Here is a 24,199-nt window from a genome sequence, read left to right as displayed (position 1 = left end):
GGGCCCTGCCCGTTCGCGCGCCCCGGACGCTCAGGCCGCGGACACCGCCGCGAGCTCGCCGGCGGCGTCGAAGCCGAACGCGCCGCCCACCATCGTCGCGCCGACCTCGAGCTCGCGGATCCGCTCGGGCGCCACCCGCAGCGGGTCGTCCGAGAGCACCACGAGGTCGGCGAGCTTGCCGCGCGAGAGCGCGCCCTTCCGCGCCTCCTCGTGCACGGCGTAGGCCGAGCCGACCGTGTACGCCCGCAGCGCCTGTGCCGGGGTGAGCGCCTCGTGCAGTCCGATCGGCGCCCCGCTCGCCGAACGGCGGTTCACCATGTCGTGCAGGCTGATCAGCGGCTCGCCCGGCACCACCGGGGCATCCGTCGACCCGGGCAGCTCGACGCCCGCGTCGACGAAGCTGCGCATCCGATACGCGAGCTCGACCCGGTCCCCGCCGAGCGCCGAGATGAACCCGTCGCCGAGGGCCGAGACGAAGCGCCCCTGCGGCACGGGCACGAGGCCGCCCGCGACGATGCGGCGCACCTGCTCGTCGGAGGCGACGCCGACGTGCTCGATCCGGTGCCTGGCGTCCGGCCGGGGCATCCGCCGCTGCGCCTCCTCGTAGGCGTCGAGCACGACGTCGAGCGCGCCGTCGCCGATCGCGTGCGTCGCCAGCTGCCAGCCGTTCTCGTGGCCCCGGAGGATGAAGCGGCGGATCTCCTCGGCCTGCCACTGCAGGTAGCCGGCGTTGCCGGGGGTGTCCGCGTAGTCGCAGCACATCGCCGCGGTGCGGCCGATGAGGGAGCCGTCGGAGACCACCTTGATCGGGCCGATCCGCAGCCACTCGTCGCCGAGGCCGCTGCGGATGCCGAGATCGACGCCCCAGCCGTCGACGCCGTCGCCGAGCGGGCCGAGGTCGTGGATCGCGTCGATGTAGGGCATAAGCGTCACGCGGGTGCGCAGCAGGCCGCGCTCCCGGGCGAGCTGGAACGCCCGCACGTCGGCGGGCCCGTGCCCGATCAGGGTGCCGCCGATGCCCGGCTCGGTGACGCTCGTGACCCCGTTGCGGAGCGCCCACTCGCTCGCCGCGGCGAGCGCGGCCACGAGCTCCTCCTGCGGCACGGGCTTCAGCACGTGGTTCACGAGCTGCATCGCCTGCTCCTGGAGGAGGCCGGTCGCCCGTCCGCCGTCGCGCCCCACGCTGCCGCCGGCGGGCGCCTCGAGGGCGTCGGGGTCGGCGTGCCCCGCCCGGCGGAACGCCTCGGTGTTCGCGACGGCCATGTGGTTGGAGTTGTGCACGAGGTAGACGGGGCGTCCGCCGGCGATGCGGTCGAGCACCCGGCGGTCGGGGTGGGCGCCGATCTTGTTCTGGTCGTAGCCGTTGCCGATGATCCAGGCGCCATCGGGCTTCGCGGCGGCCCAGGCCTCGACCCGCGCGTAGAGCGCGTCGAGGGTGGGCGCCTGCTCGAAGGCGAGGTCGAGCTGCACCTGCTCCTTGCCGAGCATCGAGAAGTGCAGGTGGGCGTCGTTGAAGCCGGGCACGACGGGGGCGCCGCCGAGGTCGATCCGTTCGTCGGCGGTGACGCCGTGCAGCTCCTCGTCGAAGCCGACGACGCGGCCGCCGAGGATGCCGACGCTGCTCGCCGTCGGCCGCTCCGGGTCGAGGGTCGTGATGCGGGCGTTGCTGAGGATGGTGTCGATGCGCATGACGGGGTGCGGCTCCTTACTCCGCGTTCCGCAGCTCGCGCTCGCGCGCCGCGGAGAATCCGGTGATCGCGGCGAGCGCGAGCACGCCGACGACGGTGATGACGATGAGGGCGATGAAGAACCCGGCCACGCCGCCCCAGTGCCCGCCGCCGAGGTTCAGGAACAGCTGCGCGAGCAGCGGCGTCGTGCCGCCGATCAGGGTCGAGCAGAGCTGGTACGAGAGCGAGACGCCGCTGTACCGCACCTCGACCGGGAACGCCTGCGCGAGGAAGCCGGCGAGCACCGCGTAGTAGCCGGTGCCGGCGATCATCGACATGCCGATGCCGAGCAGGATCAGCCAGGGCTCGCCGGTCGTGACGAGGAGGAAGAGCGGCACGGCGAGCACGGCGCTGGCGGCGAGGCTCCAGATCATGAACTTCGTCGTCCCGACCCGCTCGGCGATGCGGGTGCCGATCGGCTGCCAGATGAACTGGATCACGGCGCCGACGAGGAGGATGTTCAGCATCACCTGGCGGTCGACGCCGAGGGTGGTGGTGGCGTAGGAGAGCATGAAGGTGCTCACGAAGTACGCCATGCCGATGCCGAGGCCGCTCGCGAAGACGGCGGCGACGACGGCCTTCCAGTGGTGCTTCAGCAGCTCGAAGAGCGGCACCTTCACGGTCTCGGCGGCGGCCTTCGTCTGGGCGAACTCCTCGGGCTCCTCGAGCCGGAGGCGGATGACGAGGCCGATGATGACGAGCAGGGCCGAGAGCAGGAACGGCATCCGCCAGCCCCAGGCGAGGAACGCCTCGTCGGGCAGGAATGCGGCGAGCGCGAACGCGGTCGTCGCGAGGATGTTGCCGGCGGGCGAGCCCTGCTGCACGAACATGCCGCCGCGCACGGCCTTCGACTTCGGCCCGGACTCCGCGGCGAGCAGCACGGCGCCGCCCCATTCGCCGCCGACGGCGAAGCCCTGCAGGGCGCGCAGCAGGGTGAGCAGGACGGGCGCGGCGACGCCGATGGTGGCGTAGCCGGGGAGGATGCCGATGCAGAAGGTGGCGACGCCCATGATCAGCAGGGTGGCGACGAGGGTGTTCTTGCGGCCGAACTTGTCGCCGAGGTGGCCGAACACCATGCCGCCGATCGGGCGGGCGAGGAAGCCGGCCCAGAAGGTGGCGAAGGAGGCGAGGATGGCCGTCGAGGCATCCACGTTCGGGAAGAACACGGGCCCGAAGGCGAGGGCGGCGGCGGTGCCGTAGATGTAGAAGTCGTACCACTCGACGGTCGTGCCGAGGAAGGCGGCGATGCGGGCGGTGCGGCCCTGCCGTTCGGGGGTGGTGGCGCGGGCGCGCGTCTCGGTCTGTGCCATGGGTGCTCCGTTGCGGGGGATGGGTGCTGACGAGGTGGATGTCCCGGGATCGCCCCATTCTGCGCGCGGCCGTGCCATGCTGTCGAATACCGAATCTGCACTGTTTTCATGCCTGGGAGGCATCGATGGAGCTCCGCGTCGTGAAGTACTTCCTCGCGGTCGCCGAGGCGGGATCGATCACCGAGGGGGCCCGGCAGGTGCGCATCTCGCAGCCCGCGGTGTCGCGACAGCTGCGCGCGCTCGAGCAGGAGCTCGGCGTCGAGCTGTTCGAGCGCGGCCACGGCGCGCTCCGGCTGACGCAGGCCGGGCGGCGCTTCCTCGAGGTCGGACGCGACCTCGTGCGCCGCGAGCAGATGGCCCGCAACGCCGTGAGCGCGGGCGAACCGCAACGAGCCCTCGAGACCCGGCTCGTCGCCGTCGCCCCGTTCGCCACGATCCTGCGCACGCTCGCGCCCTTCGCCGCGGCGCACGGCGCGCGGCATCCCGTCATCGACGCGATCGAGTGCGAGCCGAGCCTCGTGTTCGAGCGCACCGTCGCCCTCGGGGCGGACTTCGGGGTCTCGACGGTGCCGCCGCCGGCGGACTGGGCGGGCCGCCGGCTCTCCCCCATCGGCATCACCGCGCAGGTTGCCGCGGGCCACCCGCTGCACGGCCGGCCGGACGTCGAGGTCGCCGAGCTCGTACGGCATCCGCTCATCCTCATGGACCGCACGAACCAGGCCCGCATGGTCTTCGACGACGCCCTCGCCCAGTCGGGCCTCGCCCTCCCCGAGGCGACCGAGCTGAGCTCCTCGTTCATGGCGCAGGGCCTCGCGGCAACCGGGCGCGGTGCGGCCGTGCTCACGAACGAGGCCGTGTTCGGCCTGCACCCCGTGCGCGTCATGCGCGACGGCCGCCAGGTGCGGATGTCGCTCTACGCGGGCTGGGACCCCACCCACTACGCCGTCGCGCTCATCGAGCGCTGGGTCGCCGAGTACGGCGACTGGCTGCAGACCATCGACGACGTCGCGAAGGTCGACGAGCCGGCCCGGTCGTGACCGCGGTCAGTCGGCCGGAGCGGGTGCCGACGGCGGGGAGATCGTCCCGTCCGCGGCGATGCGCGCGGCGCGCTCCGGGAAGTCGCGCGCACCGAACTCGGCCATGAGCCGCGCCGCCGCCCCCTCGGGATCGGGCCGAGGAGCGCCGCCCTCGTACGCGAAGTCGATCGAGCGCACCCGCCCGCCGGCGAAGCGGCCGTCGGCGTCGAGCGTCAGATCGAGGTACGCGCCGTACCTCGTGGCCTGCTCCGCGCCGAACACCCCGCCGCCGCCGAAGTTGCCGAGGCTGTAGGCGATGAGCCGCCCCCGGTAGAACTCCATCCCGCGGAGCGAATGCGGCCCGTGGCCGATCACGAGGTCCGCCCCGGCGTCCACCACCGCGTGCGAGAAGGCCACGACGTCGCCGCGCTGCTCGCCGTAGGCCACCTCGGGGCCGGGGGCGACGACGTTGGCCGTCGGGCCCTCCGCCCCCATGTGCGCGTGCACCACGACGACCTCCGCGCTCGCCGCCGCCGCGGCGACGAGCCGCCGCGCATGCCGGAGGTCGGTGACCCGGTTCGTGTCCCGGTACGGGGCGAAGCCGATCACCGCGACCGTCGTGTCGCCGATCCGGGTGCAGACGATCTCGTTCCGGTCGCCGACGGAGCGGATGCTGTTCGCCGCGAGGTTCGCCCGAGTGTCCGCGTACCCGACGGGGCCGAAGTCGCCCGTGTGGTTGTTCGCGAGGTTCATCAGGTCGAAGCCGTCGAGGTGCCTGGCCGTGTCCGGCGCGCTGCGGAAGGCGAGGCAGTCGGCGTCGCCATCGCACTTGTCGTAGCCGGGGTCATCGGCGATCACCTGCTCGAGGTTGCCCGTGACGAGGTCCTGGCTGAACCAGGGCCGCACGGCGTCGAAGTGCGCCGCGCCCCCGTCGGCGGGCACGCCGTGGCCGAGGTCGTGCATGAGCACGTCGCCGACCGCGCCGATGCTCACCCGCCCCGGCTCGCCCGCGGGCTGCGCCGGCGGATTCGCGTCGCAGCCGGGGATCGCAGTCGCCCGGACCGCGACGACCCCGCTCGCGACGACGAGGGCGACGACGGCGACCGCGCGCCATGCGGGCCAACGCGCGGGCCCCGGGGCGGACGGCTCGGGAACCGAGCCCGCCCGACGCCGCGCCGGGAGGTCGAAGAGCCACCGGGCGCCGCCCCGGACCAGCACCCGCTCGAGCCCGACGCAGGCGGCGACGAGCACCGCGGTCAGCACGGGCGGCAGCGCGGCCGCCGCCGCGAGCTGCACCGGCCGCGAGGCGAGCGACAGCCACTCGGCGAGCACGACGTCGGCGACGGCGAGCAGGGGCATGTGCAGGAGGTAGATCGCAAGGCTCCGCCGCCCGAGCCACGCGGCGCCTGGGCCGAGCATCGGGATCCTCGCGAAGGCGGGCGCCGCGGCGAGGCCGAACGCGACCCCGACGACGCTGACGAGGGGCCAGACGCCCGGCACCGTCTCGCTGCCGGTCAGCCGCATGGCCGCGAACACCGCGAGGTACCCGGCTCCGAGGAGCGCGAGCCGCACCGGTCGGACCCGGCCGGCGAGTCGGCGCACGTGCGGCGCGAGGTGGAGCCCGAGCAGGAAGAAGGTGAGGTTGAAGAGCAGGGAGCCGCGGTTGCTGACGATCTCGAGGTACCCGGCCGCGACGACGACCGAGAGCACGGCGGCGGCCCCGACGACGAGCCACGGCGACACCCGGGCGAGGCCCTTCGCGACGAGGAAGTAGAGCGCGAGCGCGAAGAGGTACCAGGTGTTGGGCGGGCTGATCGTGACGGCCTCGACGAACTCGGCGACACCGCGCGGCACGAGCGTGGGGAAGTCGGGGAACGCCCACAGCGCCGCCGCGTGGATGAGCGACCAGAGCAGGTAGAGGTACAGGAAGCGCACGACCCGGGGGCGCAGCACCGCCGCCCAGGGCCGCGTGAACGCCCTCGCCGCGAAGTACCCGGAGACGAGCAGGAAGAGCGGCATGAGGGACGGCCAGATCAGATCGGCGAGCAGGCCCCAGGCGCCGGGGATCGGCACGCCGAGCTGCCAGTCGACCTCGAGGTAGCTCTTCATGACGACGTGCCAGAACACGACGAGCACGATGAGCACGCCCTTGACGACGTCGCCCCAGGTCTCGCGGGGCGCCGCGGGGCCGGCGGGGCCGGGAGACGCGTGCGCGGTCGACGCCGGCTGTCCGGTCCGCTCGACCCGGCTCATGCGGTGCGCCCGAGGCTGCCGCCGGCCGAGGCATCCACCCGGTGCACCCGCGCGACCCGGGCGCCCACCCGCGTCACCAGCTCGTGCTCGATGGTGCCCGCCCACGCCGCCCACTCCGCGACGGTCGGCTCGCCCGCGTCGCCGGGACCGAACACGGTCACCGGCTCCCCCGGGCGGATCCGCTCCCCACCCGTGTCGACCACGACCATGTCCATCGAGAAGCGACCGACGAGCGGGCGGCGGCGACCCCGTACGAGCACCGCGGCGCGGCCGGAGGCCGAACGCGGCAGCCCGTCGGCGTAGCCGAGCGGGAGCAGCGCGAGATTCGTGCGCGTCTCCGCGACGTGGTCGAGGCCGTAGCCGACGCCGGTGCCCGCCGCGACCTCGCGGGAGCCGACGACGCGCGTGACGAGCGACAGGGCCGGCCGGAGTGCGGTCGAGGTGCCGGACGGGTCGATGCCGAACAGTCCGGCCCCGATCCGATGCAGCCCGAACCCCGCCCCGTCGCCGGTCACCGTCGCCGCGGTGGCCGCGAGATGCACGACGTTCGGCGAGAGCCGGCGCCGCCTGGCGGCCAGCACCGCGTTCACGAAGCGCTGACGCTCGAGCCTGCTCTGGGGATGGCCCGCGACCTCCGCGCACGACAGGTGGCCCATGATCCCGACGACGCGCACGGCGCCCTGCGACTGCAGCTCCCGGGCGAGCTCGCAGAGCGCGGACCAGCCCTCCCGCGGGCATCCCTCCCGCGCCATCCCGAGGTCGATGTGCAGGTGCACCCGCGCCCGCCGGCCGAGCTGCGCCGCCGCCCTGCTCACCGCGCTGAGCACGGCTGGGCTCGGCACCGCCAGGTCGAGGTCGGCGGCCACCGCCGCCGAGAAGTCGGCGTCGGGGGCGTTCAGCCAGCTGAGGATCGGCGCGTCGATGCCGCCCGCTCGTAGCGCGAGCGCCTCCTCCGCCGACGCCACGCCGAGCCAGCTCGCGCCGGCGTCCAGCACGACCCTGGCGATCCCCTCGTGCCCGTGGCCGAAGGCGTCGGCCTTGACGACCGCCATCAGCCGACCGTCGGTGGCCGCCGCGAAGTGCGCGGCGTTCGCGCGGATCGCGTCGTGGTGCACGAGGAGCTCGGATACGGGTGGGGCCATGCGCCGAGTCCAGCGCGCGCCGTGTTGCCCGGCCGTCTGCGGAATCCGATACGCCCACGCAACATCCGGCCGGGTGGACTGCCAGCCGAGGAGGCATCCATGCCAGCACCGACCGGCGCCGAACGCGCCGCCACCCGAGCCATCCGAGCCGCCCGAGCCGTCCGGACCGCCGCGCCCGTCCGGCGCATCGCCGTCGTCTCCGGCGGCACCAGCGCCGAGCACGACGTGAGCGTCGCGAGCGCTGCCGCCGTCGAGGCCGCGCTCGCCCGACTCGGCGTGGAGACCGTCCGGCTCCGCATCGAACGCGACGGTCGCTGGAGCACCCGCGGGCGCCTGCTCGGCCCGAGCCCGGCGGCCGGTCTCGCCGCGGCGCTCGAACTGCTCGCCGGCTGCGACGCCGTCTACCCGATGATCCACGGCGCGCCCGGTGAGGACGGCGCGCTCGCCGCACTCGCCACCCTCGCCGGCATCCGGTTGATCGGCTCGCCCCTGACGGCGAGCGCCGTGACGATGGACAAGGAGCTCACGAAGCTCGTCGCCGCCGCGAACGGCGTCGACGTCGCACCGGGCCGCTGCCACGGCGCGGCCGAGCTCGACGACGGCATCCCGTTCCTTCGCACCGTCATCGTGAAGCCGGCGACCGCCGGCTCCAGCCACGGGGTGCGGCTCGCCCGCACCGCGGCCGAGTTCGCAGCGGCGATCGCGGAGGCACGGCGCTACGACGACCGCGTGCTCGTCGAGCAGCCCGTCGCGGGCCGCGAGATCGACGTCGCCGTCGTCCGCACGGCGGCCGGCGAGCTGCTCGTGCCGCCGCCGCTCGAGATCCACGGCGAGGGCGTCTTCGACTCCGCCACGAAGTACGACGGCTCGGCCAGGTTCACCGTGCCCGCCACGCTCGACGATGCCACGACGCGGCGGCTGCAGCAGACCGCCCGCGCGCTCTTCGAGACGCTCGGCTGCGACGCCATCGCGCGCTTCGACTTCTTCGTCACCCCCGACGGATGCCTCGTCCTGAACGAGATCAACACGATCCCGGGCATGACGGCGCACTCGCAGGTGCCGCGGATGTTCGCCGCCGCGGGCGTCTCCTACGAGGAGCTCATCGCCGCGGTCGTCGGGGCGCCCGTCCCGTCGCGCACGCCCGCTACCGTGGGGGCATGAGCGACGCACCCGAGATCACCTACCCCGAGCTCGGCGCCTTCCGGCGCGCCCGCACCGAGCTGCTCGACGGCGGCGTGCTCGACCACGACTGGTACTCCACGCTCGTCGAGATCGACGGCGAGTCCGTCGAGCTCACCGCGTCGAGCGGGGCGCCCGAAGAGGTGCGCGCGATGCTGCCGCGGATCGCGGAGACCGTGCGTGCGCTGCCGACGCTCCGCCGGGTGCTGAGCGACGCGGTGGTCACGAGTTTCAGCGAGGGCGAGCCGACCGCCGCCGAGCTCGACGACGCCGCGAGCGACCTCGAGCTCCAGACGATCGAGGGGCACCCCGACGGCTCCGTCACGGTGCACTTGAACGACGGCTGCGGCGAGCACTTCCCCGAAGGGTCCTGGCCCGCGGTGCACCTCGACCGCGACGGCGCCGTCACGGACGTGACCGTCGAGGCCTGAGCCACCGGCCATCACGGGGCGCTTCGCCGGGCGCGCTTCGACGAGCTCAGCGGACCAGGCGCGCGCTTCGACGAGCTCAGCGGGCCGGGCGCGCGGCATCCGTGCGTCGACTGGGCGCGCGGCGCGCGTTCCGTGCGCGACCCGGCGAGACGCTGCCAGGGAGCGGGTGGCAGGATGGTTCGGTGACTTCGCAGCTCCACGACACGACGTTCCGCGGTTTCGCCAGCGACAACTACTCGGGCGTGCACCCCGTCGTGCTCGCCGCCATCCAGGCCGCGAACGACGGCCACCAGGTCGCCTACGGCGAGGACGCCTACACCGAGCGCCTGCAGGAGGTCTTCGCCGGGCACTTCGGCGAGGGCGTCGAGGCGTTCCCCGTGTTCAACGGCACCGGCGCGAACGTCACCGCGCTGCAGTCGATGCTGCCGCGCTGGGGCGCCGTCGTCAGCGCGAAGACCGCGCACATCAACTCCGACGAGGGCGGGGCGCCCGAGCGCGTCGGCGGCATGAAGCTGCTCACTGTGCTCGCCGAGGACGGCAAGCTGACTCCGGAGCTGATCGATCAGGAGGCCTGGGGCTGGGGCGACGAGCACCGCGCCCAGCCGCTCGTCGTGTCGATCACGCAGACGACCGAGCTCGGCACCGCGTACACCGTCGACGAGGTGCGCGCGATCGCCGATCACGCGCACTCGCTCGGCATGAAGCTGCACCTCGACGGCGCCCGCATCGCGAACGCCGGCGCCTCGCTCGGCGTTCCGCTGCGCGCCTTCACCCGCGATGCGGGCGTCGACGTGCTGAGCGTCGGCGGCACGAAGAACGGCGCGCTCGGCGCGGAGGCCGTCGTCGTGCTGAACCCCCAGGCATCCGAGGGCCTGAAGTACCTGCGCAAGCTGAACATGCAGCTCGCCTCGAAGATGCGCTTCGTCTCCGCCCAGCTCATCGCCCTGTACGAGGGCGGGCTGTGGCTCGAGAACGCGCGGCACTCGAACGCGATGGCCCGCCGCCTGCGCGACGCGCTCGACGCCGGGATCGCGGCGGGCGAGCTGCCGGGCCTCGGCTTCTCGCAGGAGACGCAGTCGAACGGGGTCTTCGCGGTGCTCCCCGAGGGCGTCGCCGACCGGCTCCGCGAGCGCGGCTTCCGCTTCTACGACTGGGATGCCTCGCGCGGCGAGGTGCGCTGGATGTGCTCCTTCGACACCACCGAGGCCGACATCGACGCGTTCGTCGCCGGCATCCGCGAGGAGCTCGCCGCGCGCTGAACCGCCGGCCCGACCGCGCCGCGCTACGCCGACCGCGTCGCGCCCCGGCCGCCGCGCCCCGCGCCCCGGCCGCCGCGCCCGCGCCCCGGCCGCCCCGCCCCGCGCCCCGGCCGCCGCGCCCGCGCCCCGGCCGCCCCGCCCCGCGCTCACAGAACTCAGGAACCCTTCCCGCGGAAGCCCGGAATCCCGGGCGTCACCGTTCGCCTCGCCGGCCATAACCGGCAGATGTTCCTGAGTTGTGTGAAGGGGGAGGGTCAGCGGGACGCGGCGGCCACGTGGCCGCGCAGCGGGTTGCCGGGCGACATGGCGACGAGCCGGGCCGCGCCGTCGAGCGGGTCGGTCGAGCCGATCTCGACCTCGGCCGCCGGGATCTCGTGCTGCACCGCGCGTTCGAACGCGCCCGCGAGGCGCGTCGAGCCGAACACGCCGCCGACGGCGCGCACGGTCGGTGCCGCGGCGCTGTCCTCGCCGACGCGGCGGAGCCCGGTGACGGCGGCGTGGGCGAGCTCGCGCGCGGCGGCGTCGAGGATGCCGGCGGCGACCGGATCCGTCGCCGCGAGCTCGGCGACGGCGCGGGTGTAGCGGGCGACCCGGCGAACCCGCTGCCCGTCGCCCTGCAGCACGATGTACGCGTCTTCGAGCTCGGGGAACTCCTCGCGCACGACCGCGGTCAGCGCCGTCGCCTCACCGCGGCCGTCGTGCGCCCGCATGACGGCCTCCAGTGCGGCCCGGCCGATCCAGTAGCCGCTCCCGGCATCCCCCATGATGTTGCCCCAGCCGTCGATGCGCGCGACGGCCGCTTCCCCGACCGCGAGCGTGACGACGCCCGTGCCCGCCGCGACGACGACGCCGGGTGCCTCGTCGAGGGCGCCCAGGTAGGCGGTGATCGAGTCGTGCGCGAGGATCAGTTCGCGCGTGCCGAGCGGCGCGGCCGCCTCGATGAGCGGCTCGGCGTCGAAATCCGGCGAGGTCAGGCCGGTCGTGCCGATGCCGACGGCCTCGGCCGAGAGCCCGCGCGCGGCGGCGCCCCGGATCGCGTCGGCGAGCTGCGGCAGCAACGGAAGGTCGGTTCGCACGCCCGGCTCAGCCCACTCGACGACCCCGGCGGACGAGCGGTGGCGCACCTTCACCCCGGTCTGCCCGGCGTCGATCGCGAGCACGCTGGCGGGTACGCGCGCGGGCGCGTCGGCTGCGGAATCCATACGGGTATTTTGCCCGCTTGCGAGCACGCCGGCCGACGCGGGCGGAATAGGCTCAGAACTCGATACGTTCGAATAGACGGGTCAAGGGCGCCCCGGCAGAACTCCACCTCCACGAAAGCCGCACCATGACCCTCGTCACCGATCTCACCAGCCGCAAGGCCGCCACAGAGGCCCCGCTCATCGATCCGCTCGCCGACCGCTGGAGCCCGCGCGCCTTCGACCCGGAGGCCGTCGTCGAGTCCGAGCAGCTCCGCACGATCCTCGAGGCGGCGCGCTGGGCGCCGTCGGCGAACAACTCGCAGCCGTGGCGGTTCATCGTCGCCCGCCGCGGCACCGCCGCCTTCGCGTCGCTGCACGGCGCGATGGCCGGCTTCAACAAGGAGTGGGCCGACTCGGCCGCCGTCCTCATCGTGAACATCGCCGAGACAGTGGATGCCGAGGGCCGGCCCCGCCCGTGGGCCCGCTACGACCTCGGCCAGGCCGTCGCGCACCTCACTGTGCAGGCGCAGCACGAGGGGCTGCACACGCACCAGATGGGCGGCTTCGACGCGCAGGCGATCCACGAGGCGTTCGGCCTCGACGAGCGCCACGAGGTCGTCTCGATCACCACGATCGGCGCGCTCGGCGACGTCGACCGCCTCTCGGACGTGCTCCGGGAGCGCGAGGTCGCGCCCCGCCAGCGCAAGCCGCTCGCCGACTTCGTCACCGTCGGCGAGTAACCCCCGCTCCCCACCCCACCTCACCTCACACAACTCAGGAACATCTGGCAGTTATGCCGCCCGTGAATTCGGCGAGCCCCGGGATTCCGGGGCTCCCCGGGCGACGTTCCTGAGTTGTGTGAGCGGCGACGGGCGGCGGCAAGCGGCGACGTGCGGAGACAAGCCGAGACCGGCGGAGACGTGCGGAGAGCGGCGCGCGCCCGGCGCCGTGGGCGGGTGCAGCCGGCGTCAGTGCAGCGGCACCGGCGCGGTCGGCGGGTCGACCCTCTCGGAGGCCGCGGGCACCGGCATCGCCTCCATCGCCCGCTTCACCCGCCACGCCGCGAACACGGCGACGACGCTCACGGCGAGGTGCATGCCGAGGAACACGTCGGCGAGCCCGGCGCCGAGCAGCACGCCCGCGACGAGCGGACCGGCCGCCGAGAACGCCGTCTGCAGCGCGCCGATCGTGCCGAGCGTCTGCCCGACCATGCCCTTCGGCGCGAGCTGCGCGGTGAGCGGGTTCAGCACGGGGCTGTAGATCGTCTCGCCGATCGCGAAGACGCCGTACGTCGTCACGAACAGCGCGGTCGCGATGCCCGGCGCGAACTGCGCGGCCAAGAGCGCGAGCCACGACACCACCCAGATCATGCCGACGACCATGAGCAGCGACGGCGCGCTGCGCTTTGCCGTGAGCTTCACGACGAGCACCTGCAGCGCGACGATCACGATGCAGTTGACGGCGGCGGCGATGCCGATCGCCGAGGCGTCGACGCCGAGCACGGTGAGCCCGTACGCGGGCAGGCCGGACTCGAACTGCGCGTAGAAGCCGAGCGCGAGCGTCACGGTGACGATCGCGGTCCAGCGCAGCGCGGGAGTGCGCAGGATTGCCCGGACCACGCTCCGGTCGCGCTTCGCCGCGCGCACGTCGACGGCGGCGATCGCGCCGGTGGCGGCCTCGATCGCGCCGACCGTGCCGGTGACCGGCCGGCCGTCGGCGACCGCCGCGACCGCGAACTCGCTGGGCACGACCGCGCCGCGGCCGGCGAGCGCGATGATCGCCGAGGAGAGCACGAAGCCCGCTGCCGCCATCGCGAAGCCGACGTCGAGTCCGTCGGGTCGGCCGAGGTCAACGATCTGGCCCGCGAGGAACGCGCCCGCGGCCATGCCGAGCGACTCACCCGTGAACTTGTAGGCGAACACCTTGCGCCGGTCGTCGCTCGTCGACCACTGCAGTGCGAGCACCTGCTTCGCCGGCACCGCCGCGGCGAGGCCGAGCCCGAAGAAGAGCATGCCCGCGAGGAAGAATCCCGGGCTGTCGACGAAGGCCAGCGCGCCGACGCCGGCAGCACCGATGAGCTGCGCGATCACGGCGACGAGCACGGGGTTGAAGCGGTCGCTCAGGCGTCCGGCGATGGGGGCCGCGACGAGGGCGCCGATGGAGAAGAGGGAGGATGCCCCGGCGGCCACGAGCGCGCCCCAGCCGCGGGTGTCGGCGGCATAGGCGTACTGGTAGGGGAGCACGGCCCCCCAGCCGAGCATGCCGATGGCAGAGGCGAAGATCAGCAGTTTCGCGCGCACGGGGTCGCGCCCCCTTTCGGAGTCTCAGGTTCGGATGGTGCTCGCGACGGGCTCCCCCGGCGCCGCACCGGGCCGAGGCATCCGCGCGCTTCGAATACGAACTATTCGATGTCGAAATATTAGCAACCGAACGAGCCGTGCGAGAATTCCCAGATGGCCAGACGCACCCCGAGCGCCCCGGAACTGCACCGCAGAGCCGTCGCCACCTACGTCGCCGCCGGCGGCGAGGAGTCCGTGCAGCGCGTCATCACGGCCGTGCAGAGCCTCACGAAGAAGCTCGACCAGTGGTACGTCCGCCAACTCGCGGACCTCGACATGACTGCCGGCGAGTGGGCGGTCGTCACCTCGCTCGCGAAGGCCGGCGAGCCGCTCACCCCGAGTCAGCTCGCCGATCTGACGAACGTCGCTCCGTCGTCGATGACCCACCGTCTCGACAAGCTCGCCGGGCGCGGGCTCATCGAACGCACCCCGGACGACACGAATCGCACTCGAGTCTTCGTCAGTCTCACCGAGGAGGGCTGGCAGCTGTTCAGCCTCGCCATCCGCGGCTCCGACGTCGTCGAGTCCGACGTGCTGCAGGACCTCAGCGATCGGGAGCGCGGCGAGCTCGCCCGCCTCCTCGAGGTCGTCATCGACCGCCTCGACGACATCGACGCCTAACCGGCGCGGATCCCCGGCCGCTCAGCCGGCCTCGCGCTCCCGCTCGGTCCGCGGCTGCCACTCCTCGAGCCTGCGGTGCAGCTCGGCGTGGGCGACGGCGGCCGCGATGAACCGCTCGCGGAACCGCTGCACGGCCGGCCGCTCGTCCGTCGCGCGCTTCGCCTGCTCCAGGCGGCGATTGACCGGCCCGACCCGCGACGCGAGGCGATGCAGGGCGGGCGGCAGCTCGGGTAGCGTCGCCGCCGCCGCGAGCTCTGCCGGCACCAGGACGGCCCCGTATTCGGCGCTCTCGAGCACACCCCACGGCTCGACGCCTTCGGCATCGCCCTCGAAGACGGCCGCCGAGGTGATCGTCAGCCGGGCGTAGAACGAGCGCTGCAGCTCGCCCTGGCCGACCACGCCGACCGCGCGGCGGGCTCGGAAATGGGCGTGCAGCTTCGCGACGGCGTCGTCGGGCACCCGTCCGGCGTCGTACCAGTCGATCGACTCACGCACCGACGCGCACCGGGCACGGGTGCGTCACATGGTCGCGGGCGAGTGGACACGATCGGGGGAACAGTGCACGCATAGGACCACTGAATCACACCGCACCACCGCTGGTGAAGCCTGCGCGGCGGATTGGCGATCCAGCCGCCGGGGAGCCGATCGACGGTCGCGGATTGGAGATCTTGGCATCCCGACGATCCGAATCGGCGCAGCGGCGGGATGATTCGCGAGAACGATCCCCACCAACCCCGCAGCCCGGCTACCATCAGCTGCAGGGTGCCCACCTCGCTCCAGACGCGGTGTCGCGTCGGAGCAGAGGGCCGCGGGGCCCGCCGACCCCTTCCGGCGGGCTCCACGGTCCCCCTCTTGCCGCGTGGTATCCCTGGAGTTACACTCCGCTCGTGGGATATCCGTCGAGCGGCCGGCAGCCTCGGGTAGCGGTCGGCGACCGGGTCAGCGGATGTTCGTCTCCTGACGCCCCGGTTCGGGTTCCGGGGCCAGCAGACCCGGGATGCCGCCCCGCCTCCCTTCGGGGCCGCATCCCGGCTCCCCCTGCGCGCGCTCAGCGTGCCCCGCGCAGCGCCTCCGCCAGCTCGGGGGCGAGCCCGGGCACCTCGTCGACCGGCACCGCGAGGGCGAGCAGCGCCCGGCTGAAGTAGTTGCGGGCGGCCGCGGCGAGTGTCAGGTCGACGATCTGCCGGTCGCTGAAGCCGGCGTCGCGCAGCTCCTGCGTATCCGCATCCGTCATCGACCCGGGATCGCGCGAGAGGCGCTCGGCATAGCGGATGACGAGCCGCTCGTCCTCCCGGAACCCCGAGTCGTCGCCCGCGGCGAAGGCCGCGAGCCCGACCTCGTCGACGACGTCGGCGCGGAGCGCCTTGCGCCCGTGCGCCAGCAGGCAGTGTTCGGAGCCGATGGCACGCGCGGCGCCGAGCGTCGCCGCCTCGTACAGCCGAATGCCGATCGACGGCACGACCGCCCGGACGAGCGCCTCGAACGCCCGATACGCCTCGGGGTTCGTCGCCATCGCAGCGGTGTGCGCGTAGACCAGGCCGTCGGCTCGCAGGTCGTCGTCGTAGAGCTCGGCCACCGCGCCGGTCGCGGCCTCCGCCGAGGGAGGGGTGATGATCATGGCCGCAGGCTAGGCCCGCGCACCGGCGACCGTGCGGATCGGCGGACGCATGGCCCCGGTCTGCGGGAATCCCGCACCCCCGGACCATTCGTGCGCCGGGAGCTGCGCCTGCGCGACGGCGCTCGCCCAGATCCGGGTGGCGAACCCGCCCCGGCGTGCGAGCGCTTCCGCGATCGCGTCCTTCTGCGGTTCGTCGAGCTCGGCGAATGGGGCGAACAGGGCGAAGACGGCGCGAGTCTCCCGCCCTTCGAGCCGCTCGCGACAGGCCGTCACGACGCCCTCGGGCAGCCCCTCGACGTACGCCTGCAGGTCGGCGGCGAGCCGCCGGTCGAGTCGCCCCCGCGTCGGCCGCGGCAGCTCCTCGTCGGCGGCGACGGCGCCCCACAGCTCGAGCTTCGCCTCGCGGCGGGTCACCCGCCCACGTTCGAGCCGGTCGAGCAGACGATCGCACGCCCCGCCGGCTGCGGCGCCCGCGAGCCCCGCGGCTGCGGCATCCGCGGTGCCATCGGTCGAGGTCCGCGCGTCGAGCGCCCGCGAGAGCAGCACGTCGACGACGTCGGCGTCGTAGCGATCGATCGAGAGCGGCTTCGAGAACCCCTCGACGAGGTGGAAGCGCTCGACCGGACGATGCCGGGGGTTGAAGTCCGGGCCGAGGCGCACCTCCTCGGCGAGCGCGGCGACCGCGCGGCTCGACAGCGCCCGGCCGAGCACCGCCTCCTCCGTCGCGACGCGCTCCTTCAGGATGCGCAGCGCCTTCGCCGTCTCGTGCCTGACCGGGCCGTTCACGAAGCGGGAGCACACCGTGGTCGCCACGCGCTGCACGATCGCGCCGGGCACCGGATGCCCCGCCTCGAGCCGTTTCGCGAGCTCAAGCAGGGTCTCGCCGATGGCGTCCTGCACATCGGCGTCGCCGAGGCCCATGCGGGCGCGGAGTCCGCGGACGGCGCGAACGGTCTCGTCGATGAGCTCGGCGGCCGCGCGGCGCGCCTCATGCGGGTCCTCGCTCGCGAGGTCGACGGTCCAGTCTCGGGGGGTCGCGGCGTGCTGCGCAGTCCGGGCCGGGCGGTCGAGGTGTTCCACGCGCCCATCGTGCGCGGCGCCGATTCGCCAGGAACCCCCGCGAATCCCCCGGATCCGACCCGGTGGTCGCAGCCGATCCAGCTGCACCGCGAATCCGGCCGGCTCCCCCGCCGCACGGCGCGGGCTCCACCGGATCCCGGCGAGGCATCCGTCGAAGCGATTCACGGATCCCGCACCGCAGTTCGCCGCCCCCGCGTCCGGGGGCCGCCGGACGACCGCCGCGCATGTACTGAGCGCCGGGTGACCGTCGCGGGAGCGCGATGGCCCGGCGCTGAGAGTGAGGGACCCCCGGTGAAGACCGACGAACGCGATCGGATGATCGTCGAGCACCTGCCGCTCGTGGGCTTCCTGGTGTCGAAGGTGATCGCGAGCGCCACCCACCTCTCCCGCGACGATCTCGCGCAGGCCGGTGCGGTCGCCCTGGTCAAGGCGGTCGACGCGTACGACGCCGAACGCGGGGTGCCGTTCGGCGCCTACGCGCGCGAGCGCATCCTCGGCGGCATCCGCGACGAAATGCGCGCGACGGACTGGGCCAAGCGCAGCACGCGGCAGACCATCAAGGAGACCGTCGCGGTGCAGGAGCAGCTGACCGCCGCCCTCGGCCGCCGCCCCTCGACGGGCGAGCTCGCCTCGGCGCTGGGCGTCGACCGCGCCACCGCCTCCGAGTACGAGGGCCTGGCGTCCCGCCGGGTCGGTCCCTACGACGAGACCTTCGTCGGCGACGAGGCATCCGAGGTCATGCTGCCCGAGGCGGAGCTCGTCGTGCGCGAGCGGATCGAGTTCGCGCACGCCGCCGTCTCGGCGCTGCCGGAGCGTCTGCGCTATGTGATCGAGGAGATCTACTTCCACGACCGCGCGGTCACCGAGCTCGCCGAGGAGCTGGGCGTCACCCACTCCGCGGTCTCGCAGCAGCGCAGCGAGGGCCTGCGCCTCCTGCGCCTCGGTGCGGCGGGCTACCTCGCCGACGAGACTGAACTGCCGTTGCAGGTTCCGGCCCCGAGCACCTCGCGGGCGAAGAAGTACCTCGACGACCTCGGCGGCGCCTTCGGCGGGCGCCGCAGCACCACGCTCGCCTGAGCCGGGCTCCCCCCCGGCCCGGCTCAGGCGACCCTCTCGTGCTCGCGCCGACGGTACGCACACCCAGCGAGCACAATTGCGGTGATCTGCAGCGCGAGTAGAAACCACGGTCGACGACACACCGGGCGCGAGCATGGCGAACCACCCCGGCGGCGGGTCTGGCGAGATTGCGCGAACCGCTCGCCACTCCATGCCACACCTTCCCAAGCCGCCTGCCGATTGCTACATTGGCATCCCGAAGGTGGAAGTTCCAGCTGCACCCAATGACATCCACCGCGCAACCCTCGCCAGATGATGCAGATGTAGGGGCGAGTCAGCGCAACACCAACTGGCATCCTTGATTCTTCTTTCAAGGTACATTTCAGGAAGGCACGGCATGACCCAAAGGCAACATGCGCGGCCCCGAGTCGCACTCGCTGCCGGACTTTCGGCGACGACATTCTGGATCTTCTCGGGTGCCACACTTGCCTACGCCGAGCCTCCTGAGCTCGGAACACAAGATGCCGAGACGATCTTCGCCGCAGTCGCGCCGGACGTCCTGAAGGACGTCGCCGAGGTCGAGATCGTCGGAGGGGCCGTGGAATACACCGATAACGGTGTGACGACGCAGGTTCCGCTCGACCCGAGGGAGGTGGTCCGGCTCTCCACTACCGGCGATGAAGTGGGCCTGAGTATTCCATTCGGCGACCAGGCGGAACTCGTCGAGACCAGCGATCCTGGAGTCATTGCGTACGAGAACGGCAATGGCTCGCGCACGGCGCTGATCGTTCACGACGACAGCAGCATCCAAATCGGCACCATCATTCAGGGCACCGAGTCTCCGCACCGCTACGAGTACTCGCTCTCCATCCCAGCAGGCGGTCTCATTTCGCTCGACCCGGCTGGTTCAATCACAATTCTCAATGGAGACGGTGACTACATCGCGGGCGTGGCGCGCCCCTGGGCCGTCGATGCACAAGGCAACGCAATAGCGACTCGATATGAAGTACGCGGAACATCTTTGACTCAGGTGGTCGACCACTCAGCCGACGCGGAGTACCCGATCGTGGCCGACCCTTGGCTCGGAAGCGCATTGATCTCGAAGGCCGTCTGGGCCAAGAATCTCTGGAAGTACAGTCCCACACTCAAGGTGTACCCCACCCAGTATGGACGCGCTTGGGGTGCTCCTGGCATAGCGCGCTGGGCAGCGTGGTCCGAGACCCTCTCGAAAACCCCTCGAGCGGGATGGCCGAACCCCGCAACGGCGTCTATGGAGAACCAGTTCTACTGTCACTTCGATGTCGTCCGCTTTCGAGCCCCGAACAAGGAATACTGGGGCCTCGACTCCAAGATCCCGAACCGGGGGTACGCCGGCTTCCTGAAAACCGAATGCAACTGACGATTGGCAGGAGGATGGCCGATGACTGCACAGCTTCGCTCTCCAATGCAGATTCTCGCGTTCGCCATCGCCGTCGGACTCAACGTCGCGTTGATCGTGTTCTTCGTCCTCTGGTATGCGGCGGATAGCCAGGCGGTCAACGCCGCGGAAGGCGAATCGGGCTTCGATCAGTCATCGATGATTCCGCACTCGAACCTCCTATGGGTCGCGGCCCACACCTCGCTGACACTGATGCTCGCCCTCGACGCGTGCCTCGTTGTTCTCTGGTGCAGGGGCTCTCAGCGGCGGCGAGGAGAGTCGGTCGGTACACCGTAGGCGGGCTGACTCCGCGCACCCGCCGCGCCGCATGCGGTCAGTATTCGCGGGTGCGGCAGCGCGGCGACCCGCAGATACTGACGTCGCTCGCGCTCGGGGTGGCAGACTCGGATCCTGGCCCGCCTGGGCCTGGGCAGTTCGAGGAGGAACGGATGGGCATCGCATTCCCGGACGGAGCATTCTCCGTCACGACCGCGGGCGGCGACGTCGTCCTCCTGCGCATCTGCGAGCTGTGCGGTGCGGCGGTCGTCGAAGCCGACGGCACCGATCTCTCGTTCCACAAGCGCTGGCACCGGATCACCGGATCCGGCAACTGGGTCGACCCCGCGACCGGCCGCGTCCACGGCACGGGCAACCCGCTGCTCCCATCGGGGTGACGCAGCGCCCGGCATCCGCCTGCCCGCATTCGCTCGCCCGCGCCCGCGCGCGGTCGGTATTCGCGGGTGCGGAGGCGGGGCCACCCGCAAATACTGACGTCACTCGCCGCCACCGCCGGCGCCGGCAGCGGCGCCGAGGGCGGTGAGACGCCGCCGGCGCCTAACGGAGTCGGATGCCGCGACCGAGAGTGCCTCTCGACGGTCCACGGATGGACCGCGACCGATCAAGGAAGAGATCACACCATGGGTATGCAGATCAACACCAACGTTGCGGCGTTCAACGCGCACCGCAACCTCACCAACACGCAGAACGATCTGTCGAAGTCGCTCGAGAAGCTCTCGAGCGGTCTGCGCATCAACCGTGCTGCCGACGACGCCGCGGGCCTCGCGATCTCGGAGGGCCTGCGTTCGCAGATCTCCGGCACCAAGGTCGCGGCGCGCAACGCGCAGGACGGCATCTCCGTCATCCAGACGGCGGAAGGTGCGCTGACCGAGGTCCACAACATCCTCCACCGCATGCGCGACCTCGCGGTTCAGGGCGCGAGCGACTCGAACAACGCCGAGTCGCGTGCGGCCATCCAGAAGGAAGCCGACGCGCTGAGCCTCGAGCTCTACCGCGTCTCGGAGGGCGTGAACTTCAACGGGATCGACCTGCTCAAGGGCGGCTCGCTGAACTTCCAGGTGGGCGCGGGCGACACCGCGAACGACACGATCGCGATCAACCTCGCGAACGTGGGCACCTCGGTCGGCACGCTGGCCTCGGCGGACGGTACCGCCGTCGGTGCGGGCTTCGTCGTCACGAGCAACGCGACCGCGAACACCACGCTGACCGCGATCGACACCGCCATCACGGCGATCTCGACCGCTCGCGCCGACCTCGGTGCGCAGCAGAACCGCTTCGAGTCGACCATCCGCACGCTGAACGTCTCGGCCGAGAACCTCTCGGCGGCCGAGTCGCGCATCCGCGACACGGACATGGCGGCCGAGATGGTCAGCTACACCCGCGCCAGCATCCTCTCGCAGGCCGGTACCGCGATGCTCGCCCAGGCCAACCAGGCCAACCAGGGCGTGCTGAAGCTCCTCGGCTAAGCCGCAGGGATCACCTGACCGAACCCGGCGGTGACCGAGGCGCTGCACTCCGCCCCGTCACCGCCGGGTTCGTCCCGTTCCACCGCACCACCCGTTCCACCGCACCACGACCGCAAGGAGCAACGCATGGGGATCGCCCTCGACGGCCTCGTGAGCGGCCTGAACACGACCGAGCTGATCGCGAAGCTGATGGCCGCCGAGGCCGCTCCGCGCACCCTCCTCGTGCAGAGCAAGGCGAAGGCCTCCTCCGTCGTCACCGACCTGCTCTCGCTGAACGCGCGCCTCGCCTCCCTCATGGAGCTCGCCCAGGCGGCGGCGAAGCCCGAGGCGCTCTCGAAGTTCACGACCTCGGCCACCGATCCCTCGGTCTCGGTCGCGACCCGCCCCGGCGCCTCCGTCGGCGGCATCGACCTCACCGTCACCCGGGTCGCGAGCGCCCACGTCATGGTCTCCGCCGCGATGCCGAGCCTCCCGGGCGTCCCGCCCGTGCTCACGATCGTGCGCCCCGACGGCACCCGCACCCAGATCGTCGCGAGCAGCAACTCGATGGAGGACGTCGCCCGCGCCGTCAACAACGCCGAGCTCGGCATCCGCGCCACCCGCATCCAGGCCGGCACCGACGGCGGCGGTGCCGCGCTCTCCCGCCTGCAGCTCGCCTCGACCGAGACGGGCGCCGCGGCATCCTTCCGCGTCTTCATCGGCAGCGAGGCCGACGTCGACGCCGGCACCGCGCCCGAGCTCACCGATCAGCCCGGCGCGGCCCTGCTCCGCCAAGGCGTCGACGCCCAGGTCACCCTCTTCGCCGGCACGGCCGCCGAGCAGCAGCTGACGAGCGCCTCGAACACCTTCACCGACCTGCTGCCGGGCGTCGACGTGACCGTCTCGAAGGTCACGTCCTCGCCCGTCTCGATCGCCGTCGATCCGAACACGAAGGAGTCGGCGACGGCGGCGCAGGCCTTCCTCGACAAGGTCAAGGACCTGCTCGCCTTCATCGACGCGAAGTCCGCGACGTCGAAGTCGACGGATGCCTCGGGCAACCCCATCACCGTCGTCGGCAGCTTCACGAGCGACTCGAACATCCGCACCCTCCGGCAGGCGCTCGTCTCGGCCATTCAGGGCCCGATCGCCGGCAACTCGATCTCGCCCTTCGGCATCAGCGTCTCGAAGGACGGCGAGCTCGAGTTCGACGCCGAGAAGTTCCAGAAGGCGCTCGAGACGAACCCGGACGCGGTGCGCTCGGCCTTCACCACGGTTGCGACCCGGCTCGAGGAGGTCACCGACCGCTACTCCGACCGCTTCGACGGCTTGCTGACGAAGCAGATCCAGGGCCGCCAGACCACGATCGCCGACCTCGACAAGCAGATCGACTCGTGGACGCGACGCCTCGAACAGCGCGAGGCGACGCTGAAGCGCACGTACACGGCGCTCGAGGTCGCCTTGAGCAGCATGAACAAGCAGTCCGACTACCTCGCCTCGCAGCTCGCGAACCTGCCGAGCTGGTCGCCGAACTCGAACAAGTGACCCACGCCCGGAAGGAGTCGGCATGACCGATCGGCTGAACGACTACCAGCGCACCGCCATCCTCTCGGCGAGCCCGGCGCAGCTGCTCACCATGCTCTACGACCGGCTGCTGCTCGACCTGGACCGCGCCGAGCAGGCCCAGCTCGCGGAGCAGTGGGGCGAGGCGAGCGCGCAGCTGCTGCACGCCCAGGACATCGTGAGCGAGCTGCAGCGCACCCTCGACGTGCGCGTCTGGGACGGCGCGAGCCGGCTCATGGCGATCTACGACTACGTGTACCAGTCGCTCGTGCGGGCGAACATCTCCCGCGACGTGGAGCTCACCCGCGAGTGCCAGGCCCGGCTCGAGCCGCTGCGCCAGGCGTGGCACGAGGCCGCCGCGATGCCGGTCGCCGCGCCGGTCGGCGGGGTCGCCCGTGTCGGCTGAGCCGACCAGCCCCGTCGAGCAGGAACGCCCGGTCGAGCGGGACAGCCCCGCCGGGCCGCCCGGCTCGGAAGGGGACGACTCGGAGACGGCCGCATTGGGGGCGGCCGCCTCGGAGCCGCCCGCGGGCTGGGCCCGATGGCTCGACGAGCTGGAGCTGGCGCTCGCGGCGGATGGCCCGGTCGCACTCCCCGAGCCCGCGGGACTCGACCGTTTGCCCGCCGAGCTCGCCGCGCGAGCAGCCGCCGTGCGCGAGCGGATCGTCGCGCGCGCCGCCGAGCTGCGCCGCGACCGCGACGACACCGCCGCCGAGCTCGCCCGGCTCGGTGCGGCGGGGGCCGCGGCATCCTCCGCCCCGCGCCCCGCTTACCTCGACGCCACCGCCTAGCCCGCGCTCCCGCGGGCTCGGCGCCTAACGGTCGCGCCGCCCGCAGCCGAGAGTGACCCTCGAGCACGGATCGCTCGAGACGAGGCCAGGGATCGGCCCCCACCACGCACCCTGGGAGGATCGTGCTCGAATCCGTCTCCTCGCTCGCCCTCGCGAGCGCGCTCGACGGCCTCGCCGAGCGCCAACGGGCGATCGCGAACAACATCGCGAACGTGAACACGCCGTTCTACACGGCCAAGCGCGTCCAGTTCGAGGACGCCCTGGCCGCCTCCATCGAGGCCGGCGACGGACGCGTGCGCGCGACCACCCAGAACTCGCTCGAGCCGACGAAGCTCAACGGCAACAACGTCAACCTCGACACCGAGACGCTGTCGAACATCGACACCGTGCTGCGGTACCAGTTCGCGGCGCAGGCCGCGAACGGCCAGTTCACCTCTCTGCGCACCGCGATGCGCACCAACGGATGACCCGGGGGAC

The 24,199-nt window shown here is 72.5% G+C and carries 24 protein-coding genes; 15 read left to right on the top strand and 9 right to left on the bottom strand.

Annotation, left to right across the window (positions count from 1 at the left end; genetic code table 11):
* Window positions 1-30: 30 nt before the first annotated feature.
* Together MTP13_RS06120 and MTP13_RS06115 are read right to left on the bottom strand one after the other, a co-directional pair.
* Complete coding sequence (locus MTP13_RS06120) at window positions 31-1,689, bottom strand: amidohydrolase (protein ID WP_243570190.1); 1,659 nt, start codon at window positions 1,687-1,689, stop codon at window positions 31-33.
* 16 nt (window positions 1,690-1,705) lie between these two features.
* Window positions 1,706-3,037 (bottom strand): MFS transporter, encoded by a 1,332-nt coding sequence (locus MTP13_RS06115; protein ID WP_243570189.1) that lies wholly within the window; start codon window positions 3,035-3,037, stop codon window positions 1,706-1,708.
* A gap of 125 nt (window positions 3,038-3,162) precedes the next feature.
* Here MTP13_RS06115 and MTP13_RS06110 point away from each other — a divergent pair, with 125 nt between their 5' ends.
* Window positions 3,163-4,074, top strand: a complete 912-nt coding sequence (locus MTP13_RS06110) for a LysR family transcriptional regulator (protein WP_243570188.1) — start codon at window positions 3,163-3,165, stop codon at window positions 4,072-4,074.
* A gap of 6 nt (window positions 4,075-4,080) precedes the next feature.
* Here MTP13_RS06110 and MTP13_RS06105 read toward each other — a convergent pair whose 3' ends face one another.
* Window positions 4,081-6,306 (bottom strand): CapA family protein, encoded by a 2,226-nt coding sequence (locus MTP13_RS06105; protein ID WP_243570187.1) that lies wholly within the window; start codon window positions 6,304-6,306, stop codon window positions 4,081-4,083.
* Window positions 6,303-7,448, bottom strand: a complete 1,146-nt coding sequence (gene alr / locus MTP13_RS06100) for an alanine racemase (RefSeq protein WP_243570186.1) — start codon at window positions 7,446-7,448, stop codon at window positions 6,303-6,305. The genes MTP13_RS06105 and alr overlap by 4 nt, the downstream gene beginning before the upstream one ends.
* Window positions 7,449-7,547: 99 nt before the next feature.
* On the opposite strand from alr, the gene MTP13_RS06095 reads away from it, so the two are divergent.
* From MTP13_RS06095 to MTP13_RS06085, 3 genes are all read left to right on the top strand, one after another.
* Window positions 7,548-8,609 carry a D-alanine--D-alanine ligase family protein gene (locus MTP13_RS06095; RefSeq protein ID WP_243570185.1) on the top strand — a complete coding sequence of 354 codons (1,062 nt, stop codon included), beginning with the start codon at window positions 7,548-7,550 and terminating at the stop codon, window positions 8,607-8,609.
* Window positions 8,606-9,058, top strand: coding sequence for a hypothetical protein (locus MTP13_RS06090; protein WP_243570184.1), 453 nt, complete (start codon window positions 8,606-8,608; stop codon window positions 9,056-9,058). Before MTP13_RS06095 ends, MTP13_RS06090 begins: the two co-directional genes overlap by 4 nt.
* A 182-nt stretch (window positions 9,059-9,240) precedes the next feature.
* Window positions 9,241-10,317, top strand: a complete 1,077-nt coding sequence (locus MTP13_RS06085) for a threonine aldolase family protein (protein WP_243570183.1) — start codon at window positions 9,241-9,243, stop codon at window positions 10,315-10,317.
* Window positions 10,318-10,571: 254 nt separating this feature from the next.
* Here MTP13_RS06085 and MTP13_RS06080 read toward each other — a convergent pair whose 3' ends face one another.
* Entirely contained in the window at window positions 10,572-11,519 is a 948-nt protein-coding gene (locus MTP13_RS06080) for a BadF/BadG/BcrA/BcrD ATPase family protein (RefSeq protein WP_243570182.1), read from the bottom strand.
* A gap of 125 nt (window positions 11,520-11,644) precedes the next feature.
* Between MTP13_RS06080 and MTP13_RS06075 the strand changes: the two genes are divergently transcribed.
* Complete coding sequence (locus MTP13_RS06075) at window positions 11,645-12,238, top strand: nitroreductase family protein (protein ID WP_243570181.1); 594 nt, start codon at window positions 11,645-11,647, stop codon at window positions 12,236-12,238.
* Between the two features lie 228 nt (window positions 12,239-12,466).
* Here the strand turns inward: MTP13_RS06075 and MTP13_RS06070 are convergent, their stop codons facing one another.
* Window positions 12,467-13,798 (bottom strand): MFS transporter, encoded by a 1,332-nt coding sequence (locus tag MTP13_RS06070; RefSeq protein WP_243570180.1) that lies wholly within the window; start codon window positions 13,796-13,798, stop codon window positions 12,467-12,469.
* Window positions 13,799-13,951: 153 nt separating this feature from the next.
* Here MTP13_RS06070 and MTP13_RS06065 point away from each other — a divergent pair, with 153 nt between their 5' ends.
* Window positions 13,952-14,458 carry a MarR family winged helix-turn-helix transcriptional regulator gene (locus tag MTP13_RS06065; protein WP_243570179.1) on the top strand — a complete coding sequence of 169 codons (507 nt, stop codon included), beginning with the start codon at window positions 13,952-13,954 and terminating at the stop codon, window positions 14,456-14,458.
* A 21-nt stretch (window positions 14,459-14,479) separates the two neighbouring features.
* On the opposite strand, the gene MTP13_RS06060 is transcribed toward MTP13_RS06065, so the two are convergent.
* The 3 genes from MTP13_RS06060 to MTP13_RS06050 form a co-directional block, all read right to left on the bottom strand.
* Window positions 14,480-14,953, bottom strand: coding sequence for a hypothetical protein (locus tag MTP13_RS06060; protein WP_243570178.1), 474 nt, complete (start codon window positions 14,951-14,953; stop codon window positions 14,480-14,482).
* Window positions 14,954-15,506: 553 nt separating this feature from the next.
* Window positions 15,507-16,076: a carboxymuconolactone decarboxylase family protein gene (locus MTP13_RS06055; RefSeq protein ID WP_243570177.1), complete on the bottom strand. Its 570-nt coding sequence runs from the start codon at window positions 16,074-16,076 to the stop codon at window positions 15,507-15,509.
* A gap of 9 nt (window positions 16,077-16,085) precedes the next feature.
* Window positions 16,086-17,156 (bottom strand): hypothetical protein, encoded by a 1,071-nt coding sequence (locus MTP13_RS06050; protein ID WP_243570176.1) that lies wholly within the window; start codon window positions 17,154-17,156, stop codon window positions 16,086-16,088.
* A gap of 291 nt (window positions 17,157-17,447) precedes the next feature.
* On the opposite strand from MTP13_RS06050, the gene MTP13_RS06045 reads away from it, so the two are divergent.
* From MTP13_RS06045 to MTP13_RS06005, 9 genes are all read left to right on the top strand, one after another.
* Window positions 17,448-18,233 carry a sigma-70 family RNA polymerase sigma factor gene (locus MTP13_RS06045; RefSeq protein ID WP_243570175.1) on the top strand — a complete coding sequence of 262 codons (786 nt, stop codon included), beginning with the start codon at window positions 17,448-17,450 and terminating at the stop codon, window positions 18,231-18,233.
* A gap of 376 nt (window positions 18,234-18,609) precedes the next feature.
* Window positions 18,610-19,611, top strand: coding sequence for a DUF2599 domain-containing protein (locus tag MTP13_RS06040; RefSeq protein ID WP_243570174.1), 1,002 nt, complete (start codon window positions 18,610-18,612; stop codon window positions 19,609-19,611).
* A gap of 21 nt (window positions 19,612-19,632) precedes the next feature.
* Window positions 19,633-19,926: a hypothetical protein gene (locus tag MTP13_RS06035; protein WP_243570173.1), complete on the top strand. Its 294-nt coding sequence runs from the start codon at window positions 19,633-19,635 to the stop codon at window positions 19,924-19,926.
* Window positions 19,927-20,078: 152 nt separating this feature from the next.
* Window positions 20,079-20,303 (top strand): histidine ammonia-lyase, encoded by a 225-nt coding sequence (locus MTP13_RS06030; protein ID WP_243570172.1) that lies wholly within the window; start codon window positions 20,079-20,081, stop codon window positions 20,301-20,303.
* Window positions 20,304-20,546: 243 nt separating this feature from the next.
* Window positions 20,547-21,392, top strand: a complete 846-nt coding sequence (locus tag MTP13_RS06025; protein WP_243570171.1) for a flagellin N-terminal helical domain-containing protein — start codon at window positions 20,547-20,549, stop codon at window positions 21,390-21,392.
* Between the two features lie 126 nt (window positions 21,393-21,518).
* Window positions 21,519-22,913 carry a flagellar filament capping protein FliD gene (fliD, locus tag MTP13_RS06020; protein WP_243570170.1) on the top strand — a complete coding sequence of 465 codons (1,395 nt, stop codon included), beginning with the start codon at window positions 21,519-21,521 and terminating at the stop codon, window positions 22,911-22,913.
* Window positions 22,914-22,935: 22 nt separating this feature from the next.
* The gene (gene fliS, locus MTP13_RS06015; RefSeq protein WP_189084217.1) at window positions 22,936-23,337 is read left to right on the top strand and encodes a flagellar export chaperone FliS; all 402 of its coding nucleotides are present in this window, start codon (window positions 22,936-22,938) and stop codon (window positions 23,335-23,337) included.
* A complete protein-coding gene (locus MTP13_RS06010; RefSeq protein ID WP_243570169.1) occupies window positions 23,327-23,722 on the top strand; it encodes a hypothetical protein in 396 nt (131 codons plus the stop codon). Before fliS ends, MTP13_RS06010 begins: the two co-directional genes overlap by 11 nt.
* A gap of 122 nt (window positions 23,723-23,844) precedes the next feature.
* Window positions 23,845-24,189 (top strand): flagellar basal body rod protein FlgB, encoded by a 345-nt coding sequence (locus tag MTP13_RS06005; protein ID WP_189084215.1) that lies wholly within the window; start codon window positions 23,845-23,847, stop codon window positions 24,187-24,189.
* The last annotated feature ends 10 nt before the right edge of the window (window positions 24,190-24,199 follow it).

The organism is Agromyces soli (assembly GCF_022811605.1).
GTDB classification, from domain to species: Bacteria; Actinomycetota; Actinomycetes; order Actinomycetales; family Microbacteriaceae; genus Agromyces; species Agromyces soli.
The sequence above is the reverse complement of the archived record's forward strand: the minus strand, read 5'-3'. Positions and strand labels throughout refer to the sequence as shown.